Source organism: Mucilaginibacter sp. OK283 (assembly GCF_900110415.1).
Classification (GTDB): Bacteria; Bacteroidota; Bacteroidia; order Sphingobacteriales; family Sphingobacteriaceae; genus Mucilaginibacter.
The window spans coordinates 365,118-386,394 of sequence record NZ_FODR01000004.1; the positions used below are offsets into that span (position 1 = coordinate 365,118).

At 42.9% G+C, this 21,277-nt stretch carries 23 protein-coding genes; 8 read left to right on the plus strand and 15 right to left on the minus strand.

Annotated elements, in window-relative coordinates:
• Nucleotides 1-43: 43 nt before the first annotated feature.
• Complete coding sequence (locus tag BMX56_RS12405; RefSeq protein WP_090647379.1) at nt 44-451, minus strand: Rrf2 family transcriptional regulator; 408 nt, start codon at nt 449-451, stop codon at nt 44-46.
• A gap of 521 nt (nt 452-972) precedes the next feature.
• Here BMX56_RS12405 and BMX56_RS12410 point away from each other — a divergent pair.
• A complete protein-coding gene (locus BMX56_RS12410; protein ID WP_076378169.1) occupies nt 973-1,314 on the plus strand; it encodes a helix-turn-helix domain-containing protein in 342 nt (113 codons plus the stop codon).
• Between the two features lie 28 nt (nt 1,315-1,342).
• Here BMX56_RS12410 and BMX56_RS12415 read toward each other — a convergent pair whose 3' ends face one another.
• The 5 genes from BMX56_RS12415 to BMX56_RS12435 all read right to left on the minus strand — a co-directional run bounded on the left by BMX56_RS12415 (nt 1,343) and on the right by BMX56_RS12435 (nt 6,776).
• A complete protein-coding gene (locus BMX56_RS12415; RefSeq protein ID WP_090647383.1) occupies nt 1,343-2,461 on the minus strand; it encodes an N-acetyltransferase in 1,119 nt (372 codons plus the stop codon).
• Nucleotides 2,462-2,538: 77 nt separating this feature from the next.
• Complete coding sequence (locus BMX56_RS12420) at nt 2,539-2,733, minus strand: hypothetical protein (RefSeq protein ID WP_090647388.1); 195 nt, start codon at nt 2,731-2,733, stop codon at nt 2,539-2,541.
• 140 nt (nt 2,734-2,873) lie between these two features.
• Nucleotides 2,874-3,425, minus strand: coding sequence for an SMC-Scp complex subunit ScpB (gene scpB / locus BMX56_RS12425; protein ID WP_090647393.1), 552 nt, complete (start codon nt 3,423-3,425; stop codon nt 2,874-2,876).
• Between the two features lie 95 nt (nt 3,426-3,520).
• Nucleotides 3,521-4,645, minus strand: coding sequence for a cyclic dehypoxanthinyl futalosine synthase (gene mqnC / locus BMX56_RS12430; protein ID WP_090647397.1), 1,125 nt, complete (start codon nt 4,643-4,645; stop codon nt 3,521-3,523).
• Between the two features lie 133 nt (nt 4,646-4,778).
• The gene (locus BMX56_RS12435) at nt 4,779-6,776 is read right to left on the minus strand and encodes a M1 family metallopeptidase (protein WP_090647401.1); all 1,998 of its coding nucleotides are present in this window, start codon (nt 6,774-6,776) and stop codon (nt 4,779-4,781) included.
• Between the two features lie 64 nt (nt 6,777-6,840).
• On the opposite strand from BMX56_RS12435, the gene BMX56_RS12440 reads away from it, so the two are divergent.
• The 7 genes from BMX56_RS12440 (at nt 6,841) to BMX56_RS12470 (ending at nt 11,847) form a co-directional block, all read left to right on the plus strand.
• On the plus strand, nt 6,841-7,482 hold the full coding sequence (locus tag BMX56_RS12440; protein ID WP_090647406.1) for a hypothetical protein: 642 nt from the start codon (nt 6,841-6,843) through the stop codon (nt 7,480-7,482).
• Between the two features lie 62 nt (nt 7,483-7,544).
• Nucleotides 7,545-8,288 (plus strand): carboxypeptidase-like regulatory domain-containing protein, encoded by a 744-nt coding sequence (locus BMX56_RS12445; RefSeq protein ID WP_177183794.1) that lies wholly within the window; start codon nt 7,545-7,547, stop codon nt 8,286-8,288.
• Nucleotides 8,289-8,365: 77 nt separating this feature from the next.
• Entirely contained in the window at nt 8,366-9,085 is a 720-nt protein-coding gene (locus BMX56_RS12450; protein WP_090647415.1) for a carboxypeptidase-like regulatory domain-containing protein, read from the plus strand.
• Nucleotides 9,086-9,102: 17 nt separating this feature from the next.
• Nucleotides 9,103-9,852, plus strand: coding sequence for a prolipoprotein diacylglyceryl transferase (locus BMX56_RS12455; RefSeq protein WP_090647420.1), 750 nt, complete (start codon nt 9,103-9,105; stop codon nt 9,850-9,852).
• On the plus strand, nt 9,845-11,242 hold the full coding sequence (locus BMX56_RS12460; protein WP_090647424.1) for a radical SAM protein: 1,398 nt from the start codon (nt 9,845-9,847) through the stop codon (nt 11,240-11,242). The genes BMX56_RS12455 and BMX56_RS12460 overlap by 8 nt, the downstream gene beginning before the upstream one ends.
• Nucleotides 11,239-11,553: a hypothetical protein gene (locus BMX56_RS12465; RefSeq protein WP_090647431.1), complete on the plus strand. Its 315-nt coding sequence runs from the start codon at nt 11,239-11,241 to the stop codon at nt 11,551-11,553. Before BMX56_RS12460 ends, BMX56_RS12465 begins: the two co-directional genes overlap by 4 nt.
• A gap of 24 nt (nt 11,554-11,577) precedes the next feature.
• Nucleotides 11,578-11,847 carry a hypothetical protein gene (locus tag BMX56_RS12470; protein ID WP_090647432.1) on the plus strand — a complete coding sequence of 90 codons (270 nt, stop codon included), beginning with the start codon at nt 11,578-11,580 and terminating at the stop codon, nt 11,845-11,847.
• Nucleotides 11,848-12,105: 258 nt separating this feature from the next.
• Here the strand turns inward: BMX56_RS12470 and BMX56_RS12475 are convergent, their stop codons facing one another.
• The 9 genes from BMX56_RS12475 to dnaJ all read right to left on the minus strand — a co-directional run bounded on the left by BMX56_RS12475 (nt 12,106) and on the right by dnaJ (nt 21,161).
• Complete coding sequence (locus tag BMX56_RS12475; RefSeq protein ID WP_090647433.1) at nt 12,106-13,035, minus strand: Ppx/GppA phosphatase family protein; 930 nt, start codon at nt 13,033-13,035, stop codon at nt 12,106-12,108.
• A gap of 261 nt (nt 13,036-13,296) precedes the next feature.
• Nucleotides 13,297-14,535: an ABC transporter permease gene (locus tag BMX56_RS12485; protein ID WP_090647438.1), complete on the minus strand. Its 1,239-nt coding sequence runs from the start codon at nt 14,533-14,535 to the stop codon at nt 13,297-13,299.
• Nucleotides 14,528-15,448 carry an ABC transporter ATP-binding protein gene (locus BMX56_RS12490; RefSeq protein ID WP_090647443.1) on the minus strand — a complete coding sequence of 307 codons (921 nt, stop codon included), beginning with the start codon at nt 15,446-15,448 and terminating at the stop codon, nt 14,528-14,530. Before BMX56_RS12490 ends, BMX56_RS12485 begins: the two co-directional genes overlap by 8 nt.
• Nucleotides 15,449-15,649: 201 nt before the next feature.
• Nucleotides 15,650-16,750 carry an exo-alpha-sialidase gene (locus tag BMX56_RS12495; RefSeq protein ID WP_177183795.1) on the minus strand — a complete coding sequence of 367 codons (1,101 nt, stop codon included), beginning with the start codon at nt 16,748-16,750 and terminating at the stop codon, nt 15,650-15,652.
• Nucleotides 16,751-16,831: 81 nt separating this feature from the next.
• Nucleotides 16,832-17,428 carry a hypothetical protein gene (locus tag BMX56_RS12500; RefSeq protein WP_090647450.1) on the minus strand — a complete coding sequence of 199 codons (597 nt, stop codon included), beginning with the start codon at nt 17,426-17,428 and terminating at the stop codon, nt 16,832-16,834.
• Nucleotides 17,425-17,997 (minus strand): hypothetical protein, encoded by a 573-nt coding sequence (locus BMX56_RS12505; RefSeq protein WP_090647454.1) that lies wholly within the window; start codon nt 17,995-17,997, stop codon nt 17,425-17,427. Before BMX56_RS12505 ends, BMX56_RS12500 begins: the two co-directional genes overlap by 4 nt.
• On the minus strand, nt 17,994-18,644 hold the full coding sequence (locus BMX56_RS12510; RefSeq protein WP_090647460.1) for a hypothetical protein: 651 nt from the start codon (nt 18,642-18,644) through the stop codon (nt 17,994-17,996). Before BMX56_RS12510 ends, BMX56_RS12505 begins: the two co-directional genes overlap by 4 nt.
• Before the next feature lie 46 nt (nt 18,645-18,690).
• Entirely contained in the window at nt 18,691-19,839 is a 1,149-nt protein-coding gene (locus tag BMX56_RS12515) for a DmpA family aminopeptidase (RefSeq protein WP_090647466.1), read from the minus strand.
• 152 nt (nt 19,840-19,991) lie between these two features.
• On the minus strand, nt 19,992-21,161 hold the full coding sequence (gene dnaJ / locus BMX56_RS12520; protein ID WP_090647470.1) for a molecular chaperone DnaJ: 1,170 nt from the start codon (nt 21,159-21,161) through the stop codon (nt 19,992-19,994).
• Nucleotides 21,162-21,277 lie beyond the last annotated feature (116 nt).

Below are 21,277 nucleotides of genomic sequence, written 5' to 3' on the forward strand. Positions count from 1 at the left end.
TTTTTATTGTAATTTAATTTGTTACAGTTTTGTTTAAATTTTTTTACTCGAATTTGCTGCTGAAATCAGCCAGTGTCATTGTTTTTAATTTGTTAAATATGGTGGTATCAACCTCTTCGGCCAAATCATCCAGGTGCTGGCTTATTTGCTTACCTATGGAGCACGCCGGGTTAGGCTTATTTTTTGCTTGGCCCAGGGCTGGTGCAACTTTTACGGCCCTGTACACATCACTGAAGCGAATTTTATCGGGCGGCAGGCTAAGGCTATATCCGCCGGCCTTACCTTCCTTACTGGCTATTAATCCGTATTTACGCAGGTTGCTAATCTCTTTACGTACCAATACAGGGTTGATATTGATGCTGCCGGCAATATAATCAGACGACAATAACTCGCCCGGCTGCGCATTGAGTAGGGTGAGAATGTGTATCGCTATTTGAAATTGCCCGTTCATCTGTAATTAAAATTATTACAGTATAAAGATACGACTGTAATCGATAATTGCAATAGGTTTTAACTGTTATTTTTAAAATTACAGTTTTAGGCACAAAAAAAATAACAGGGTTATAGCTTTGGCCAACTCTACCGCTCAATATTAGAACGCTCCGTAATATTTGTTTATCGACGAATTGGGTTGCCACCTCGTTGCCTGCATGATACCAGGCTTATAATTGTTCCGGATGTTATTTGTACAAAACCAGGTAGGGCACCACAAAAAAAATGTAAAAGAATGTTTCGCTATAAAGAATCCCGACTATTTTACAAGTTTGAAAATTTAATAGTTTGCGCTCGGCTATACTTAAAAAGGCAGATTGAAACTCGTTTAGTGCCCTGTAACGCAGATAATTGTGATTTGTTTTATCGGGTTGCGCTTTTAAATAAAATATTGTGCAAATTAGTTGATAATTAGCGTGATAATAAATATTATTGTAAGGTAATTAACTTTTGCGAAACCTTTATTATTATTCGAATTAAATGAAGACACTTGGAAAAAAAATCAGACTATTACGTCATCAAAAAGGGTGGAGCCAGGAGGATGTTGCAAAGCGGTTAGATATTTCCATTCCCGCATTCTCAAAAATTGAAACCGGGATAACGGATATTAACTTATCAAGGCTTGAGCAAATAGCAACTTTGTTCGAAATGTCGGTGGTTCAGCTACTTACATTCAACGATGCCGAACAGGATCAAAAATTTGTTAACGAATTGGAAACAGTTAACAAACGCTTAATGGATCGTGAAACCGAAGTTATCGATCTGCAAAAAAAGGTGATTGAGCTGTTTGAAGAGCTTAGGCACTCAAAAGCTACCGCATAAATTTAAGCCCGGGTGCAACCGGGCTTGTTTAAAATGTGCAACGCATTGTTAAGTGTTTTTTGCCAAATGTAGCTCCAACAGCCGCATGAATGGCAATCATTTTCTCATTAAAATCCCCAACCCACGACAATTCCAGTTCATCGTATTGCTTTAAAGGTAAAACATACTCTTTAAGTTTGATGAATATGGCCGATTCGAGCCCGTGTTTCTGGTATTTTTGTTTGGTGCCCATCACTATCGCCCGCATACGCGATACGCCTTTCCAACGGTAATATAAAAATTTAAGCTTACCAATCAGGTCGAGTTTGCCGTTTAGTGGCTTAAGCATCTGGTTGGCATCGGGCAAAATTATAATAAATGAAGCCGGTTCATCATCAATGTACGCAAACCAGATCAATTTTTCGTCCATTAGGGGCTTCATTTTTTTAAAGCTTTCGGCAATGGTGGCCTGGGTAATTGGAACAAAGTTTTCAAAATCCCGCCAGGCATCGTTATAAATCTCGATAAAATCGGCCGCAAACTTTTCCATCTTTTTTATCTCGAAATGCCTGAAATCGTACCCCGGCTTTTTAATAACCCAATTGGCAATTTTTGTAAAGCGCTCAGAAAAAGGCTTGTTTACATCCAGGTGATTGGTAATTTGCTCATACAGTGTTTTAAAACCGTAATCTTCAAAAAATGTCCGGTAGTACGGAAAATTATAGTTCATGCCGTAGGAGGGGTGGGTGAAGCCCTCTACCAGCAATCCCCAAAAATTATCATTCTCGCCAAAATTAATGGGCCCGTCCATGGCTTGCATGCCATTATCCTGCAACCATTTTTTTGCGGTGTCAAATAGCAGGAAAGCTGCCTTTTTATCGTTGACGCATTCAAAAAAGCCCATGCCACCCGTTGGCTGCTCATAATGATAGGCCTTTTTATTATTGATGAAGGCAGCAACACGGCCTATCACCTTGCCGTTATCATCTTTAAGAATCCAGCGGGTACACTTGCCATCCTGGTGAAAATTGTTTTTAGCCGGATCAAATACCGCTTCAATATCATTATCCAGTGGGCAAACCCAGTTTTTGTCATTCTTGTATAACGTACGTGCAAGGTTTAAAAATGCTTTTTTTGATGCTTTATCTTTTACTTGGGTTATAATCATAGGAAGACTAAATATAAAAAAAAGCATTCAGGGCATGTGCTGAATGCTTTGCAAATGGAACTATGTATGGTTAACGATTAAAAATCGTCGTCATCGTCGTCATCAAATGAATCATAACCTCTGCCCAGATCGTCATCTAAAGGGCCGTCAAAATCATCATCATCGTCCTCAACTTTTTTCTTTTTTGAGTCGAGACTCAGATCGTCGTCGTCATCAAGGTCGTCATCAGAATTGTCGATCTTCTTAGTGGTTGGTTTTTTTGGCGCTCCCATTGTAATGGATTTTATTTGTAAAACTTTGTCAATAATACTTTAAATCGGGCAAAAAGCAGGAATTTTTTTAGAAGCTTTTATTTCCCATTTCAATAGTAAAAATAATCAAAATCATTTTTATTAAAAACATGAAATAAAAATTATTCTGTTTGTTCGCCAATGGCTACCGATGTGCTTGTAAAATCCTTAATCTGAGGTAATTCCTGTATGCTGTTAATTCCAAAATAATCCATAAAAAGGCCGCTGGTGCTATATAATATAGGTTTTCCCAACGCTTCCGACTTCCCGGTTATAGCTATTAGCTCTTTTTCGAGCAATTTTTGGATCGAGTAATCGCAGTTTACACCGCGTATTTGCTCTACATCTGTTTTGGTTACCGGCTGTTTATAGGCAATAATGGCAAGGGTTTCCAAAGCGGCCTGGCTCAATCTTTTTTTAGATCGTTGTAATTGCAACAGGTTGATAACCGGGTGGTATTTTTTTTTGGTGAAAAACTGGTAGCCATTGCCCACTTTTACCAGTTCGATAGCCAGGTTATCGTCGCTATATTTTAGTTCGATGGCTTTTAGGCTCTCGCTAACTTCATCGGCCGTAAAATCGCGCTCAAAAGCAGCCTGAAGGCAATACATGATCTCTTCCAGCCGTATACCTTGTTCAGATGCGAAGATGAGTGCCTCTATATGATGGATCATTTGGTGAGTGGTGAGTAGTGAGTGGTGAGTGGTGAGTGGTTGATTAGGTTAATATTCTGCTGCCCATTCACTACTCACCACTCACAATTCACCAATTAATAATCAATAACTTGTTCCTCTATTTCAACCGGTATATCGCGCCAGTCGTATTTTTGGGTGCGCAGTTGGGGTTCAAAACCAGCTTCTTTGATTGAATCCTGGATGCCTTTGGCGGTAAACCTGTGCGGTGCGCCTGCGGCCGATACTACGTTTTCTTCAATCATGATTGATCCAAAATCATTAGCACCTGCGTGTAAGCACAATTGGGCAACCTGTTTACCAACAGTAAGCCATGAGGCCTGAATATTTTTAATATTAGGCAGCATAATACGGCTTAACGCTATCATGCGGATGTATTCATCGCCGGTTACATTATTGGTGATGCCACGAACTTTACGTAGCAGCGTGCCATCGTCCTGGAAAGGCCAGGGTATAAACGCCACGAAGCCATAATGACCTTCCGGTTTTTCAGATTGTACCTCGCGGATCCAAACCAGGTGCTCAAAACGTTCTTCGATGGTTTCAATATGGCCAAACATCATGGTTGCGGATGTAGGCAGGTTAAGCTGATGGGCTGCACGCATTACATCCAGCCACTCCTTGCCGCCGCATTTGCCTTTTGATATCAGGCGGCGTACACGGTCGTTCAAGATCTCGGCGCCTGCGCCAGGCAGTGAATCTAACCCCGACTCTTTCATCGCCCTGAGCACATCTATATGGCTCATATTCTCCAGCTTGGCTACGTGCGCTATCTCTGGCGGGCCTAAAGAGTGCAGTTTTAACTTTGGATATAATTGTTTCAGTTCGCTGAACAGATCGGTATAAAATTTTAGCCCTAAGTCGGGGTGGTGGCCGCCCTGCAGCAGTAGCTGATCGCCGCCGTAACGGAAAGTTTCTTCTATTTTCTTTTTGTAGGTTTCAATATCGGTAATGTAGCTATCCTCGTGGCCGGGCCTGCGAAAAAAGTTACAAAACTTGCAATTGGCTATACATACATTAGTAGTGTTAACATTACGATCAATTTGCCAGGTAACCTTACCATGCGGAACCTGCTTTTTACGCAGTTCGTTGGCAGTGTACATTAAATCGGCAGTAGGCGCATTATTATATAGATAAACCCCTTCTTCCTGGGTCAAAAAATCAAACCGCAAAGCGCGTTGCAACAGATCGGCTGTGTTCATATAGCAAAGATAAGCTTTACCTTATTAATTGTTTAACGTTGAGATAAGATTGACAAATTAATGAGAAGCCCCCCAGCCCCCTGAAGGGGGAGCAATAATAAACGAGGTTAATTGCAAATCAGAAACTCCCCCTTTAGGGGGTTGGGGGGCTCACCTTTACACTATTATTTCCCCTGTTCAAATCAGGTAGTGCATTATCCGGGTCGATGGTAACGCTTTCAACGTCTTTGTCGTCGGGGAGTATTACCGTTACTACTTTGCGCTGCATCCAGGTTTCAACAGGGAGGTAGTGGCGCTTTTTGCTGCCGTCTTTATATTTTAACTCCACAGTAAATGGCATTGGTAGCTGCTCTTTACTCACAACGGTCATTTTTACGCCCTTGGTAGCATTACTGCCTACGTTTTGGGCTGCTGTAATGGCAATGTCGCTCACCCAGTTGTTATAAAACCAGCCTTTCCAAAACCAGGACAGATCTTCGCCGGCGCCGCTTTCCATCGAGCGGAAAAAGTCGTCGGGCTGCGGGTGTTTAAATGCCCATTTGCTGATGTAGTTGCGGAAGGCATAATCAAACCTATCCTTACCCAGTATCTGTTCGCGCAGCAAAACCAGGCCAAATGCAGGCTTAAAATACACCAGCGGATGGCGATATTTTTCGGGCGTTGCATCTGCAGCCGTCATGATAGATGGTGAAGCGGGGTCGTTCAAAATCGGGATGATCTCATCGGCGGGGTTACCACCACCGGGCGCATATTCACCATCGCGCTTAGGGGCGTATTCGCCTTTGTTAAATTCTTCCGATGCGTAAATGTCTATAAAGGTGTTAAAGCCTTCATCCATCCAGCCAAAACGGCGCTCGTCCGATCCTACTATCATCGGGAACCAGTTGTGGCCTATCTCGTGCGCGGTTACCCAATATAACTCATTGCCTTTATCGGTAATGCCGTCAAACACAATACCCGGATACTCCATGCCGCCTGCAATACCGGCCTCGTTAATGGCAACAGGGTAGGGGTACACAAACCACTTTTCTGAAAAATACTCTATCGATTTTTTGAGGTACTCAGTCGCGCGGTCCCAGGCATTGGGGCCAACACTCTCGAGCGGGTAAACCGACATGGCCAATGATTTTTTGCCACCGGGCAAATTAACCCTTGCCGCATCCCAAACATAGGCTTTTGATGCACCAAATGCTACATCGCGGGTGTTTATCATCTTGTAATGCCAGGTAAGCGTGCCTTTGTTAACAGGGCGGCTTGCCGGGTCGGTAACCTCAGCAAGGGTGCGTATCATTACCGTTTTATCGCTTGCGCGCGCGGCATCAAGGCGGGCTATTTGTTTGGCGGTTAAAACTTCTTTTGGGTTTAATAACTCGCCCGAACCGGCTACAATCATATCCCATGGTACAGTAACCTGGTAATCAAAATCGCCATAATCTAAATAAAACTCGCCCGCACCCAAAAATGGCAGGGTATCCCAGCCCCGGCTATCATCATACACGCACATACGCGGAAACCATTGGGCTATTTCGTAAATTGTTCCGTTTTTGGTGTTTACATAATCGGTGCGGTTACCAAAGTCACCCGGAATGGTATAGTGATATTTGATGCGCAGTTTTAAAGCACCCTTGCCCAAAGCATGCGGTAAACGCACTTGCATGCGCGTGTCTGTTATGATAAAAGGCACAGGCTTAACTACATCGCCATAATCTAAAGCGACTGATTCTATGGTATAACCTGTAGTATGCTGGTTTGGTGCCGGCACCCGGCCGGTAAAAAAGTTAGAGCGGGCTTCTTTTTTATAGGTGTTTTGATCCAGCTGAAGCCACAGGTATTGCAGGGCGTCGGGGCTATTGTTTACATAATTAATGGTTACTGTGCCGCTAATGGTTTTGGCAGCGGTATCCAGCGCTACGTTAATGGTATAGTCGGCGCGGTTTTGCCAATATTTGGCGCCGGGTTCGCCATTGGCCGAGTGGAACTCGTTGCCCTTATCGGTATAAAACTGCGGCGAAAATAATGCCGCCGGGTTGTAGTTGGATGTGGTATCGCCGGGGTTAATTTTTGGTTTTTGCGCCTGGGAATTTACAGCAAAAAGGACGAATAGGCCGAAGCCTAAAAATTTAATTTTCATGAGGATCAGTTAAAGGCAGCAATATACAAAGGATCGGCGGGAATTTTATTTGGCAATAAAAAAGATGCAGGAAATTTTAAAAAAAGTACAGGGCCTTTATGGAAAAGTTCAATTAACCGCATCCTGTAACAAAAGGATTGAAATGGCGCGAACCCAAAGTATTAATATCACCAAACCTTGTCACGAACTATGGCAACAGATGGTACCGGTTGACGGTGGCCGGCACTGCCAAAGTTGTTGTAAAACGGTTATTGATTTTTCGGCGATGACGGAAGCCCAGGTAATTGGTTACCTGAGCAGGCAGCAAAATGTGTGCGGGCGGTTTGAGGATAGGCAATTGATCCGGATAAATCAACAACTTCAAAAAAAGCCGACTCCATTTATCTTTTTTAAAAGGATGGGCCTTGTAGCTGCTGTTTTGATGGCTATACCTTTTGCCAGGGCAAATGCGCAAAAAAAATATAAAATGGAGTATGCGCCGACTAAATCGAAACGGCATGGCGCGGGCCTTCCAAAAGCCCAAACGCATACCAATGTGAAGATTAATACCGACGCACCCATTCAAGCCGTTAGTGTGAAACAGATCGGTACCGAAGATTATGTGCGACACGAGGTTGTGGGTGGTGTTTCAGTTCAAGGTATTACCATTCGTCGTGTTTTATACCGTGCCTGGGATAAAACAAAATGGGTTTTCGGTGGCAATTAAAAAATTTACAACATTTATGGAATGGCGATAAAAATTGTATCCTGTTAAAAAACTCTCCCGATATGTCGAATATCCAGAACATCAACATACCTAAACCTTGTCACCAATCGTGGCAGCAAATGATGCCTGCCGAAAGTGGCAGGCATTGCGCCCAGTGCTGTAAAACTGTTACCGATTTTACAACCATGACCAATAGCCAGGTTATTGCTTACCTAAGCAATACAGGCAATGTTTGCGGCAGGTTTAACGAGCAGCAGTTAACTAACCTCAATCATCAGTTTAGTGCCGATATCCCGGCAACGGCAACCAGCGGGTGGAAAAGGCTGGCTGTAATAATGGGTATTGCAAGTTTTGCCTTATCATTTAAAGCTGTGGCGCAAAATAAACCGGCTACAACGGTGCAAACTCCTAAACCAACCGGCGATGCGGGCAGTATTATGTTGGGTAAGGTAGTAGCAACAACCGATGCCGCTAAAACCCGGGTAATCACCGGGCACATATATGACGACCAAAACTTATCTATACCGGGTGTTAGTGTCAAAACACCATCGGGCTTAACACGCGCTACAACCGATACAGCCGGCAAATTCAGGCTTACCATACCGGCGGACACAAAACAAGTACAGGTTTTATTTATAGGATATAAACCATTGCTGGTTGACATTTGTGCAGATGAAAATTACCAGGTAAAACTTACTACCGAACAATATGGCATGCTGGGCGAGGTAGTGGTAACCAGGACGCCCATTATTAAACGTATTTATTATAAATGTATAAAAAGGCCGATACGGAAGATATTTAATTGATGGGAAATACCGTTGGCGCAAGATCTGTTTGAGGAGTAATTGTTAACTTAGTTGTAACCTAATAATCGAAATAACCGATGACGGCAATAAAAAGTATCAGCATTCATAAGCCCTGCCACGAGCAATGGGCGCAAATGAAACCCGTTATCGACGGACGCTATTGTCTGCACTGCTGTAAAACCGTAACCGATTTTACAAAAATGAACGATGCTGATATTATTAGCTACCTGGATAAAAAACCTAATGTTTGCGGCAGGTTTGATAAGCAACAGTTGTCACTTTTGAATAACGATATTGGCAATAATAATTATACCATACGATGGAAAAGGTTGCTGGTTGCGGCATCGCTCATGAGCTTAATTCCATTTGCCAGGGCCGAGGCTGGTGTACAACATGAAACTGAGAGACATCAGAACAAAAAACTGGGTCGACAAAATAGCTTAGCGGCTGATACCGTGGGGGAGGTTCTTTTAAAAGGGAAGGTTATAGTAAAAGATGGAGGCTTGCCGCTACCGGGCACTTCGGTTTATTTGAACGATAAAACCCTCACAACGTCAACTGATATGGATGGCAATTTTAAGTTAATAGTGCCATCATCGGCAGACAGCCTTATTTTTTCATTTATAGGTTTTAAACCCCAAAAGTTTAAGATTAAAGATGTGCCCCGTAATTTATATAACGTTACAATGGAAGAAGATTCGACAATTGCTAATTCAGCTAATATTGTAGCCGGCGGAGTTTGTGTTCGATATTCATTCGCCCAGCGGGTATGGAATAAAATAAAAAGAATATTTTAGTGCCTTACTAAATCACGTTGCACTTCCCCTTAAATATCCCCATAGGCAAATCTTCCATTCCCGTACATTTTGTGTGTGAAACGCTGGCTTATTTTTTAGGCTATCGCTACTATGCCTGGCTGCGCCGGAATACCCACGACCAGATTAGCACTGAAAACCGGCTTATTGTCTTTATAGGTGCGGCCTTCGGGGCTTTTGTAGGCTCGCATGTGGTTGGCGTTTTGGAGAACCCAGCGCTGCTATCAAAGTTCAACCTGATTTACTTTATGGGCAATAAAACCATTGTGGGCGGAATGCTTGGCGGATTGATAGGAGTGGAGTTTGCCAAGAAGAAAATAGGAGTAACCGTATCATCCGGCGATTTGATGGTTTACCCGCTGATACTGGCCATGATTATCGGCCGAACCGGTTGCTTCCTGGCGGGATTGGAAGATGGTACTTACGGTATAGCCTCAAACCTGCCCTGGGCTATCAATTTTGGCGATGGTATCCGCAGGCATCCCACAAACCTTTACGAGATTGTATTTTGGATTTTGCTTTGGCTCAGTTTGAAATTGATTGAACGGCGACATCAATTTACCGATGGTTCAAAGTTTAAGGTTTTTATGGCAAGTTACCTGGTATTCAGATTTCTGGACGAGTTTATTAAGCCCGATTACTTTTTTAGTTTTGGGCTTTCGGTAATTCAGTTAGTTTGTTTGGCAGGTATTTTGTATTATTATAAAGTATTTATACACCCATCTAAACTGATAAAAACCGATGCCTGAACGCCCTTATATTTATTATGATTTTACCCTGAGCATTTGCTCCACTTGTTTGCGCCGGGTTGATGCCAAAATTGTGTTTGAGGACGATAAGGTGTACATGCTTAAAAACTGCCGCCAGCATGGTTTCGAAAAAGTACTGATAGCCACCGACATCGAGTATTATAAAAACTGCCGCAACTATGCCAAACGTAGCGAAATGCCGCTCAAATTCAACGCCAAAACGCATTACGGCTGCCCTTATGATTGCGGCCTGTGCCAGGATCATGAACAACACTCCTGCCTTACCGTGGTTGAAGTTACCGACAGGTGCAATTTAAGCTGCCAAACCTGCTATGCCATGTCGTCGCCAAGCTATGGCCGTCATCGTACCTTGCAGGAAATTGAGCAGATGCTGGATGTAATTGTAGAGAACGAGGGCAAACCCGATGTGGTACAGATAAGCGGCGGAGAGCCAACAGTGCATCCCCAGTTTTTTGAGATATTGGACATAGCCAAAACAAAGCCCATTAAACACCTGATGCTGAACACCAACGGCATCCGCATAGCCAAGGACGAGAACTTTGTAAAGCGGCTGGCCACTTACACGCCCGATTTTGAGATATACCTGCAATTTGATTCCTTTAAAAAAGAAGTTTTGGAGCAATTGCGCGGGGAGGATTTGCGCGAGGTACGCTCAAAGGCTATCGAGCATCTGAATAAATATAACCTCTCGACCACACTGGTAGTAACTCTGCAAAAAGGGTTGAATACCGACGAGATAGGCCAAATTATTGAATATGCCCTGAAACAACCCTGCATCCGCGGGGTAACGTTCCAGCCAACACAGCAGGCTGGGCGGTTGGAGAATTTTAATGAGCAAACAGATCGGTACACGCTAACCGAGGTGCGTACCGCTATACTGGAGCAAACCAATATCTTCAGTAAAAACGACCTGATCCCGGTACCCTGCAACCCCGACGCGCTGGTAATGGCCTACGCCTTAAAACTGGGCGACCAGGTATTCCCGCTCACCCGGATGATAAACCCGGACGATTTGCTGGATAACTCCAAAAATACCATTGTATATGAACAGGACGAACAGCTGAAAGGCCATTTGCTGAATATGTTCAGCACCGGCAACTCGGTTGATAAAGCTAAAGAGCATCTGCATTCGATATTATGCTGCCTGCCCGAAATTGACGCGCCAAGCCTGAGTTACGATAACCTGTTCAGGGTAATTATTATGCAATTCATCGATGCCCATAATTTTGATGTACGCGCCATCAAAAAATCATGCGTGCACATTGTAAACAAGGATATGCAGATTATCCCCTTTGAAACCATGAATATTTTTTACCGGGATGATAAACGGGAATATTTAGAACAGTTACGAAATGAAATTACGGTATGATAGAAGATAACGACCTTAATGACACCACTCAACCAGGTGGTTTTAATACTAATGAAAGACCTGAGTCCAATAAACAAAGTGAGGGGATGAAAATAGTTGGATACAATATTTTAGCACTTGCTGTTTACTCCATACCATGCCTTACTGTATCTGGCGGAGCTTTAATTGAAGCTTTCCTGCTATTTATCCATGTGGTTGTATGCATTTGTGCCGCCCTTGGTAAGCGAAGCTGGTTTTGGCTGCTGGCCGGTTTATTAGTCTTAATTATTGGGTTTTCTACCTGTGTTACGGTTGGCTTTAAAGGACTTTAGTGTAATAAATAATTTAAACTATTAATGGAAGAACTAAACAAAAAGCAACAGCCTAAACAGGATCAAAAATTAATCATCATCGGTATTAACCTTGCAGTGCTGGCTGGTTATACTATATACTTCGGCGTTAACAAAGAAGAACTTATTATTATTGGTGAAGCGTTCTTTATAGCCGTCCAAATTATAATATGCTTAATAGCAGCCATTTTTGTTTATCGTAAAGAATTTTTATTAAGCGCATTAGTGGTTTTGCTGATAGGTTTTTCAACCTGTTTGGCGGTTTTTTCAAGCTAACTTACCTATATCTTATGCCAGTTAGTGAAACATTTGTTCCAGGGATATATATTGATTGATTAGTTGATTTTGCATTTTAAAATATTTTGGAAAATGCCACAGATGTAACAATAACGGCTTAAACATTTGTCATTGATTCTTAGACTAACACAGGTGGTGTGCCACCCCCTACCAGGGTGTTTCAGGGTGTACCAGGGTGTTTCAGGGTGTCTCGTCCTGACCGGTACACACACTTTGTTGGTTATGCATAGTACCCAATTATTCCTCCAACATCCCGGCCAAAACCCCTTCCTTAAGCGAATTACTGCACATACTTACCTTACCAATACCAAGTTTAGTCATAATAAATCGGGTAATGAGCGATGCGGCAACTATCATATCAACCCTAACCGGGATAATGCCTTTATTGGCGGCCCGCTCTTTATGGCTGGATGCTACAAATTTACCAATGATGGTTAGTAATTCGTCTTCATCAAAATTGTAATTTTGGGTGATTTTTAAGTCAAAATTATGCCCTTTTTCAACTTCTATCACTTCGGCAAACGTTTCAAAAGCGCCAGACGAGCCGATGAGGGTGTCAATTTGTATGTTCTTTACGGCTTCGAACAAATCGGCCAGTTTTTCGTCGAGGTATTGGTTTAAGGCTTCTATGGATGCCGGTGGGATAGGATCTGTTCGATGAAACAAATCCATCAGCCGGGCTGCGCCAATTTCAAAGCTTTGTTTCCATATTATACCATCGGCATTTCCTAAAATAAATTCAACACTGCCGCCGCCGATGTCAATAATGAGCGAATTTTGTGCCGATAAGCATCCGCTGATCTTTACGCCCTGGTAAATAAAACCCGCTTCCTGTTCGCCATCGATAATTTCGATGACTATGCCTGTTTGGGCTTTAACCTCGCTGATAAAATCTTTTCCGTTTGAAGCGCTGCGCAGGGCAGATGTTGCGATGGCGCGGGCACTGGTAGCGCCCTTTGCCTTTATTTCTGTAGCAAACTGTTGCATAGTATTGATACCTCGCTGGTAGGCTTCGGGCAAAATATAGCCCTTGTTAATACCTCCTTCGCCAAGCTTTACGGCTTCATGGTAGTGTACAATCTCCTTATAATTGTGTATCTCGCCATCGGCAATCAATAAATGGAAGGTGTTGGTACCCAAATCCATCACGGCAACGCGTTTACTCATGTTGCTAAAATAGATATTTTAGTTCATTGGTTCACTTGTTCATTAGTTCATTGGTCTTTTCTGGTGGCTGACTCTGTAAAGTGCAGTTGCTGGTGCAGTCGACTGCTTTTTGCCCGCTATGCCCGCGTTCCAATGAACCAATGAACCAATGAACCAATGAACCAATGAACCAATGAACCAATGAACCAATGAACCAATGAACCAATGAACCAATGAACCAATGAACCAATGAACCAATGAACCAATGAACCAATGAACCAATTATTCCTTATAAAAAAACCATTTACCCAACTCTTTAAAGTTTACTTTTTTACCATACATTAAAATACCAACACGGTATATTCGTGATGCAACCCAGGTGGTAAAAATAAAGCCGGCTATCATCATTACCATCGAAATGCCAAGTTGCCAGGGTGGAACGCCAAACGGAACCCGTACCATCATGGCCACGGGTGCGGTCAGCGGGATCATGGAAAGCCAAACCGCCAGTGGGCTATCTGGTTTTTGAAAAAGGTATGAAACAGATAGGATATAGGTAAATAACAATGGCAGGGTTATCGGGAACATAAATTGCTGGGTTTCTGTCTCGCTGTCAACCGCCGAACCTACTGCTGCAAATAAGGCACTATACAATAAAAAACCGCTAATCCAAAAGAAAGCAAAGCACCCAATCTCATAACCCGCATTGGCACCCAGATTATGGATAAAAGTATAAACAGGGCTTGCCACAGCGGCATTTTTGCCAGCAAGATAGCTTACCAGCGCAGATAAACCAATCCATAGTATAAACTGCGTTAATCCAACTAAGCCAACTCCTATGATTTTACCCATCATGAGTTGAAATGGTTTTACCGAGGATACGATGACCTCAATGATGCGGCTTGTTTTCTCTTCAATAACACCCCGCATTACCTGTGCGCCATAAATAAACAGCGACATGTATATCAAAATTGCGCCCGCGAAGCTAAGCGCGTAGGTAGCACCGATGCTGGTACTCTGGTCGCCGGTTTCGGTTATTTCATTGGCGCTTACTGTCACATTGCTTTTTGTGGCATGTAGTTTTGCAGTATCAATACCAGCTTTAACCAAAGCCGCGCCGGAATTGATATCATTTAACTGGCGCTCAATATTATCGCTCATGGATAAGGTCGATTTCTTTTTGGCAAACATCTGCGTTTTATCCGGCGAATGTGTTGGGATATATAAAACCAGGTCGTTTTCCTGTTCTTTAACTTCGGCTTTCAGGTCTTTTAAAGCGTGTTTTGAATAGTCGAATTTGATGTATTGGCTATCTTTTAATTTGTCTTTATATACATCGGCGCTATCAACAATGTGTACAATGTGTGTTGCTTTTACGTCGTTTTTATCGTCGGCTACATAGGCAATAACCTTGTACATTAACGCAAACAGGGCGGGCACAAGCAGTGTCATCACAATGAACGATTTTTTGCGGACCCGAGTAAGGTATTCGCGCTGTATAATGAGCAGTATTTTATTCATGGCTTAGGGAGTTTGCGTTAACTTTTTCAATGAAAATTTCGTGCATGCTGGGGATTACCTCCTGTAGCATGTTGATGTGGGTTTTAGGGATCAGGTATTGCAACACATCATTGGAGTTTTTGCCTTCGGTAAGCTTTATTTTGATGGTGTTGCGCTCATCGTCGGTAAGGGTATCGCCAATCACTTCAAATGGCTGCAGGCCGTCTAAGCTTAAAGGCACACCGGTATATTCCACAAAGTAAGTATCGTTACGGTAGGAGTTGCGGATAGCTTTAACCTTCCCGTCTAATATTTTATGCGATTTATTGATGAGCGCTATAGAATGGCACAATTTCTCTACAGATTCCATACGGTGGGTAGAGAACAGGATGGTAGCACCTTTTTTGTTCAGCTCCAGGATCTCGTCTTTAATGATTTCTGCATTTACCGGGTCGAAACCGCTGAAGGGTTCATCCAGGATAATCAGGTCGGGTTCGTGCAGTACGGTAGCCACAAATTGGGCCTTTTGCTGCATCCCCTTTGATAGTTCTTCAATCTTCTTTTTCCACCAGGTTTCCATGCCCAGCTTATCAAACCAAAATTTTAAACGTTTTTGGGCTTCGGCGCGGCTAAGGCCTTTCAGGCGGGCCAGGTAAATCATTTGCTCGCCTATTTCCATCTTTTTGTAAAGGCCGCGTTCTTCGGGAAGGTAGCCAATACGGTCTATATGCGATTGGTTGAGCTTTTGGCCATTAAAAAAAACTTCGCCTGAATCCGGCGCGGTTATCTGGTTAATGATGCGGATAAGGGAAGTTTTGCCTGCGCCGTTCGGCCCCAGCAGACCGAAAACCTGGCCGCTTTCTACCTCCAGGCTTACATCGTCTAACGCCCGGTGACCGGCGTATTGTTTAACAATATTGCGGATGCTTAACATGTTTTGTTTTAGGTTTTATATGTTAATAGTACGGTTTAGATACGGGGAAATTTATAATGTTACATGGCACACGAATTGTCACGAATTTAAATAGATACGAATTTCACGAATTAGGCGAATTGACACGAATGCCGGCGAACAAATCCCAAAGTCATATTTATTCGAATTCGTTATAATTCGCCTAATTCGTAAAATTCGTGTTTAATTCAAATTCGTGCTTATTTTAAACCGGAGTACCTCAATGGCCTCTTTCTGCCGCGATATAATTACATACATATAGCCATTGTAGATGATAGTATGCGGATATCCGTATTGGCCGCCTTTCCATAACCCTTCTTTTTTAAGGTGGTAAAGTTGGTTTGCGATGATGTAGTTTTTATCGAACGATTGGCCATCTTTTGATAATGATAACACCAACGGGTTCCGGTCGTAATGATGTAGTGTATCGGGAATGCCTACGTAATAAAAACGCTTATCGGGCAAGCGGCCGAAGTGAAATTTGCTGTCGTTGTCAGAAAAAGAAGCTTCTGCCGGGCGCGACCATGAAGTGCCGTTATTCTTACTTTCGGTAAGCCATAATTTACCCTTCCAACCTTTGCCGGTTACCCGTAGCAGCATGTGCAGCACGTTATCATCCGTCTGGAAAAACGAACCTTCGCAAAGCGGGGGCAAGCCAAGCCTGGCTGCGGGAGCATAAAAGGCAGCGGAGTTATCCTGGGTGTATAATGAATCGGGGTAAAAACTGCTGAGTTTCCAACCGGAGATACCGCGGCGATCATCGGTGTAAGGAAACAAAAAGTTACCGCTGATGATAAGCCGGCCGCTTGTGGTAGCCTCGGGGCCATGATTAGGGATTAGCGGCACATGCATGTCGATAGGGTTGCTCCAGTGGATACCATCCTTACTGGTTTTGCCCCATAGGTGGGTATTTTGACGGTGTTTGGTGTACTCGCCATAATAGGCCACCAGGGTGCCTTTGTATTGGTATAAACCAGCGGCGGTTAATACGGTAAGTGTATCATTAATCTTGCCCGGCGATGCCAGGGCAACAGGTGTCGACCAATGTACAAAATCCTTCGACGTGGCATAAACCACCCGCTGACCCGGCGAATCCTCGTCGATGAGGCCGTTGCTCCATATCGCTATGAATTTATCGTTAAAATGGATGATGGAAGGGTGGTGGTTGTACAGCCATTCCTTATCGGGCGAGTAGATCATCGACCGCTGGATGTTTAATTTTGGAACTCCGGCTTCGGTTTTGTAGTTGTTGCGGATGGTTTGGGCCTGGGTGTTGCCTGGCATGAAACTTATCAACCAAATAATTAAGGCGGCAAAATATTTAACAGGCACAGTGTTAAAACTTGATTTTGATGGAATATTCATTTATTGTGTTCGAAATTCGGAGATTGAGCGGTTAAGTTCATCCTGGTTTTTTAAATATTTGGTTATCCCTATCAATGCATAACACAACGAAGCAGGTACAAACAATAGACTGAACCCACTAATTTGCATGAAGATTTGAGCTACAAGAACTATCAGAATGCCGGATGTTATATAAAAAAGAAAGTAACTTAAATAAGCAAGCCCAAATAAAGCAAAGGGTAGCCTAAGTTCATCATTACGCAATTTAAAAAAAGCAATAATCAGAGCAATGTTCATAATCATCTTCAAAATTGATAGGAAAAACAACAACATGGCCCCGTTGGTATGAGGGGGAGTAACGTCAGACAAAAAGGTTAATATAAAGTTGAATACGATGAAAACTATAAACGTGTTGATGTACGCTTTTTTTTCATGAAATTGTTTTAACACATAAACCAGGTATATAAGTTGCGCATCAAAAAGTAACTCCCTAATCATCGTGAAATAAAACGGTGGCAGCTGTTGGTTTAACTCAAATAGAAGAGCCCCGATGACTGTAATAAAGTAAATGGCATTAATGGCAATGATATACTTGGTTATTTTAACGCTTACTTTCATATCATTTGCTCATTTAGTCCCTTGTCGATAGCCAGGTACTTTGCTACCTTAAACAGGATATAGAATGTTATGCCCGGAATAAATACCTCGGTAAGGCTAACATATTTGAACATCATCGACGAATAGATGATGCTTGTCACCAGTTGTAGCAAAGTGATAAAAAGAAACGCAAGGCCATAAGTAAACATGGGGTATGCCAGCCACTTGTTTTGTATCCTGGCAGATTGGATAATAAAAATAATTACAACAATAATGGATAATAAAAAAAGAAGATAATACAAGGATATATTTTTTGCGGTGATTTTAACAACCACAAAATACAACGAAATAAAAACGTCAACACCGATAAAGATTTTGCACGTTGTGATGATGGAGGTATCTTCCTTTAAGTATTTTAAAACTAAAACCAGGTAGGTTAACGGGATTATGTATACTATTTCATTAGAAACAAGGTGTATTTTGCCTACCCGTATATTGTTAAACCTTAATGCAATAGATGAAATAACCGAAATGGTGTAAAGTAGGTTTACAGCCATCATATAGTAAGTGTTTTTTACTGTTACCATCATTTTTCTGCATCTAATTGAGTAGATGTGTACGTTTCACTCAAACTGGCATGTATCAGCTTGTAGTGTTGCTCCTTTTGTTCGCTAAGCAATTGGTAAAAAATAAAAATGATGCTTAATAGCACCACTGCCTCCAAAACCGGCGGAATGTAACCGAGGTAGGCGAACTTGAAGGAAAATGCATCGGCTAAGTAGCCCCAGATAAAAGGCAGCCCCATTTGTGCGATAACTTTAAGTGCGAGTGTTATACCCAATAGCTTAAAGCCAGTACCGGTGTTTTCGTCAATTACTCTGAAAGATTGAATAAGCATATTAAGTAGTATTACTAAAGCTAAAATACCTATTGCTATAGCAATACCCTGGTTACCGAAGCCTGTAAAAGAAAACGGGATAGTAACCGCACTAAAACAAACAAAAACTGCAAAGGAAACGACTATCGAACGCTTTTCCTGCTTTGATCTTAAAATGCATAGCAAGTAAAAAAATACCAGGCAATGCACTACAGAAAATAAGATTGAAAGCGTACCATCGAGATAGAAATTGATAGACCACCTCATGATCTTCACCCCGTTAACGATCGGCAGCCACGCTAAATAGGCAAGCGTTATGGCTATATAAAAAATGCTTTTGCCAACTGTTGGTTTCATCATTGTAAGGTTGCCTTAAATTAGCAAATAAACTTTATTAATAAACTTGTTACTGCATTTTATGACTATAGCTATTTATAACCTGCATCAGTTTGTCATGAGGTATAGCGTAAACAGTATTGCCGTTAATGCCCTTCATATCTTTGGCGGCTATCATGGCATTTACAATAGCTTCTTCCACGCTTTCAACGGTAGCCTGGAAAACTTTATCCATTTGTTCTTTGGGTAATACGGCCCAGGTTTGCAGGGTGCCTTTAGCGTTATCTTTGGGTGGTACTGTGCTAAATGCCAGGAAAATATCGCCCGAGCTATTGCGACCCACGCCGCCGCAGCGGGCAACACCTAATGATGCGCGTTTGGCTACAAGTTTTAACTGTGCCGGTAATAAAGGGGCATCGGTGCCAATGATGATGATGATAGAGCCATCTTTGGGTTTGGAATTGATAACAGGCAAGTCGCCTTTCCATTCCCTACCAACAGGTACTCCGGATATAATCAAGTCTGTCCGCCTGCCAAAATTGCCCTGTACAAAGGCCCCAACGGTATAGGTAGCCGTATCGATACTAATCACCCTCGACGATGTTCCACTACCGCCCTTAAACTGGAATAACGACATACCCGTGCCGCCGCCAACGTTTCCTTCTTCTACTTTGCCTCCATGGGCAGTATTCAGCGCCTCGAACACATCTTCTTTTTTTACGTGAAATCCGTTAATATCATTTAATACGCCATCGAAAGTTTCGGCAGCAACGGGCAAGCCAAAAGAGAAATCAACCAACGAGCCTTTGCTGAAGTTTTTTACATTCCACTCGCCTATAGCATCCCTTACCACACCAACGCTATTGGTATTGGTAATGCCGATGGGGCCGTAGTTAAGCCCATATTCTTCAATTACGGTAGTGCCGGTCATTTCACCGTCCCCATTAAGACTAAACCATCCGGCCGGCAGCGGGTCGATAGATTTGCCGTTTGGCATAATAACCGTAACGCCAGTGCGCACCGGGCCTTTGCCGGTAACCAAGGGCCCGTCGCCGCTTATTAATGTCTTGTAGCCCACCAAAACACCTTTAACATCGGTAATAGCATTGTACTGGCCGGTAGTGCCGTTAAATTTGATACCCAGATCGCGGGCGCGTTGCTGGGCGGTAGCAGTAGCAATGGATGTTATAAAAAATACGGTTAGAGCAAGGGATCTCATTTTGATGTTTGTTAAGCAGGAACCAAAATTCTAATATACTCATCAAAAAACGATAGCAGAAATCGCCAATAACAAAAAAGCCCGAAGTCATAAAACTCCGGGCTCTCAAAATCTTTCGGACTTTCCGTCTTTACTGACTTTCCGACTATCAACTACTCAAAATATTCCTTCATCCGCTCAAAAAAGCTTTTCTCGTTTTTGCCCGGATTGGGTTTAAAGTTGGGGCTTGCTTGTAGTTTTTCCAGTATCTCGCGCTCTTCGCGGCTTACAATTTTTGGTGTCCAGATGTTGATGTGCACCAGTTGGTCGCCACGGTGGTATGAGTTTACTTCGGGTACGCCTTTGCCTTTCAGTCGCAATATTTTGCCACCTTGAGTTCCGGGGTCAATTTTTATTTTGGCTTTACCGTCGATGGTAGGTACTTCAACAGTGGTGCCCAATGTTGCATCAACAAAGTTTACATGTAAATCGTATATCACGTTGTTACCATCGCGTTTTAAAGTTTCGTGCGGAATCTCCTCGATCAAAATGATCAGATCGCCCGGTACACCGCCGCGTGGGGCCGCGTTACCTTTGCCGCTCATGCTTAACTGCATGCCTTCGCTTACACCGGCAGGTACGTTGATTGTGATCAACTCTTCACCACGCACTACGCCATCACCATGACAAACATTACATTTTGACAGTATGGTTGAGCCTTCGCCGTTACAGGTAGGGCAGGTGCTGGTTGTTTGCATCTGGCCCAAAATAGTATTGGTTACCCTGCGCACCGCGCCCGAGCCGCCACATGTTTTACAGGTTTGAAACGATGCTTTATCTTTTGCGCCGCTGCCATCGCAGGTTTTGCAGACTATTTGTTTATTAACCTTTATTTTCTTTTCGGCGCCGTTGGCAATTTCTTCAAGTGTTAAACGTACTTTAATACGCAGGTTGCTGCCACGGGCTACACGCCTGCCACCGGCACCGCCACCCTGGCGGCCACCGCCACCAAAGAAACCTTCAAACGGACTGCCACCACCAAATATATCGCCAAACTGGCTGAATATGTCGTTCATATCCATGCCTCCGCCGCCATAACCGCCGCCATTTGGCGATGAAGCATTGGCCGCATGACCAAACTGGTCATAACGCTGGCGTTTTTCGGGACTGCTTAAAACTTCATAAGCTTCAGCAGCTTCCTTAAATTTTTCTTCCGCCTCTTTGTCACCCTGATTTTTATCCGGGTGATATTTAATAGCCATTTTACGATATGCCTTCTTTATCTCATCAGCATCTGATCCTTTTGAAACGCCCAGGATATCGTAATAATCTCTTTTAGCCATGATTTTTTTATTTCGGATTTCGAATTTTCGATTTCGGATTTAATGTTTTTTAATTATGATTTGATTTCAGTGGAGTGTTCGATACGAATAAATAAATCCGAAATCCAACATCTCAA

Coding starts and splice junctions, on each gene's coding strand:
- BMX56_RS12405 (WP_090647379.1), bottom strand. CDS start 451: ATGAACGGGCAATTTCAAATAGCGATACACATTCTCACCCTACTCAAT.
- BMX56_RS12410 (WP_076378169.1), top strand. CDS start 973: ATGAAGACACTTGGAAAAAAAATCAGACTATTACGTCATCAAAAAGGG.
- BMX56_RS12415 (WP_090647383.1), bottom strand. CDS start 2,461: ATGATTATAACCCAAGTAAAAGATAAAGCATCAAAAAAAGCATTTTTA.
- BMX56_RS12420 (WP_090647388.1), bottom strand. CDS start 2,733: ATGGGAGCGCCAAAAAAACCAACCACTAAGAAGATCGACAATTCTGAT.
- scpB (WP_090647393.1), bottom strand. CDS start 3,425: ATGATCCATCATATAGAGGCACTCATCTTCGCATCTGAACAAGGTATA.
- mqnC (WP_090647397.1), bottom strand. CDS start 4,645: ATGAACACAGCCGATCTGTTGCAACGCGCTTTGCGGTTTGATTTTTTG.
- BMX56_RS12435 (WP_090647401.1), bottom strand. CDS start 6,776: ATGAAAATTAAATTTTTAGGCTTCGGCCTATTCGTCCTTTTTGCTGTA.
- BMX56_RS12440 (WP_090647406.1), top strand. CDS start 6,841: ATGCAGGAAATTTTAAAAAAAGTACAGGGCCTTTATGGAAAAGTTCAA.
- BMX56_RS12445 (WP_177183794.1), top strand. CDS start 7,545: ATGTCGAATATCCAGAACATCAACATACCTAAACCTTGTCACCAATCG.
- BMX56_RS12450 (WP_090647415.1), top strand. CDS start 8,366: ATGACGGCAATAAAAAGTATCAGCATTCATAAGCCCTGCCACGAGCAA.
- BMX56_RS12460 (WP_090647424.1), top strand. CDS start 9,845: ATGCCTGAACGCCCTTATATTTATTATGATTTTACCCTGAGCATTTGC.
- BMX56_RS12465 (WP_090647431.1), top strand. CDS start 11,239: ATGATAGAAGATAACGACCTTAATGACACCACTCAACCAGGTGGTTTT.
- BMX56_RS12470 (WP_090647432.1), top strand. CDS start 11,578: ATGGAAGAACTAAACAAAAAGCAACAGCCTAAACAGGATCAAAAATTA.
- BMX56_RS12475 (WP_090647433.1), bottom strand. CDS start 13,035: ATGAGTAAACGCGTTGCCGTGATGGATTTGGGTACCAACACCTTCCAT.
- BMX56_RS12485 (WP_090647438.1), bottom strand. CDS start 14,535: ATGAATAAAATACTGCTCATTATACAGCGCGAATACCTTACTCGGGTC.
- BMX56_RS12490 (WP_090647443.1), bottom strand. CDS start 15,448: ATGTTAAGCATCCGCAATATTGTTAAACAATACGCCGGTCACCGGGCG.
- BMX56_RS12495 (WP_177183795.1), bottom strand. CDS start 16,750: ATGCCAGGCAACACCCAGGCCCAAACCATCCGCAACAACTACAAAACC.
- BMX56_RS12500 (WP_090647450.1), bottom strand. CDS start 17,428: ATGAAAGTAAGCGTTAAAATAACCAAGTATATCATTGCCATTAATGCC.
- BMX56_RS12505 (WP_090647454.1), bottom strand. CDS start 17,997: ATGATGGTAACAGTAAAAAACACTTACTATATGATGGCTGTAAACCTA.
- BMX56_RS12510 (WP_090647460.1), bottom strand. CDS start 18,644: ATGATGAAACCAACAGTTGGCAAAAGCATTTTTTATATAGCCATAACG.
- BMX56_RS12515 (WP_090647466.1), bottom strand. CDS start 19,839: ATGAGATCCCTTGCTCTAACCGTATTTTTTATAACATCCATTGCTACT.
- dnaJ (WP_090647470.1), bottom strand. CDS start 21,161: ATGGCTAAAAGAGATTATTACGATATCCTGGGCGTTTCAAAAGGATCA.